We start from the raw sequence: 453 nt of genomic DNA on the forward strand, positions 1-453 counted from the left end.
CCCCAAAACATAGTATCTAGCTCCATTTGAACATTGCCTTCATCTTTCAATTGTTCATAAGCTTCTTCGACTGCTGCTTCACTATCAAATTCTAAAACAAATATATACATTTCTATCTTGTAGCATTGTATCATCATCTTTAGGTATATCTGACAGCATGAATAAGTTACCATCAACTTCTAATTGGGCATGAATGATACGATTAGGATCATCTGCAACACTTTCATTCGCTTCACCGTACGTCATTGTATCTTTAATCTCTCCGTTCAACACCTTACTATAAAATGCTAAAGCGTCTTTACATTGACCGTTAAAAAACAAATACGGTACTGTCGATTTCAACATAGTATCCCCTCTTTTTAAATATCGTTTTCTATTATCAAACATACCCTTTTAACATAAATTTAGACAATTCAAGTTTGATATCTAGATTTGAAACACACATACGTAATT

1 protein-coding gene is annotated in these 453 nt (G+C 32.7%); it reads right to left on the bottom strand.

The window, feature by feature from the left end; all coding sequences use genetic code 11:
* Nucleotides 1–84: 84 nt before the first annotated feature.
* A complete protein-coding gene (locus M8014_RS00105) occupies nucleotides 85–345 on the bottom strand; it encodes a VOC family protein (protein WP_271280566.1) in 261 nt (86 codons plus the stop codon).
* Nucleotides 346–453: the final 108 nt, after the last annotated feature.

This window comes from Silvania hatchlandensis (assembly GCF_025564065.1).
GTDB lineage: Bacteria > Pseudomonadota > Gammaproteobacteria > Enterobacterales > Enterobacteriaceae > Enterobacter > Enterobacter hatchlandensis.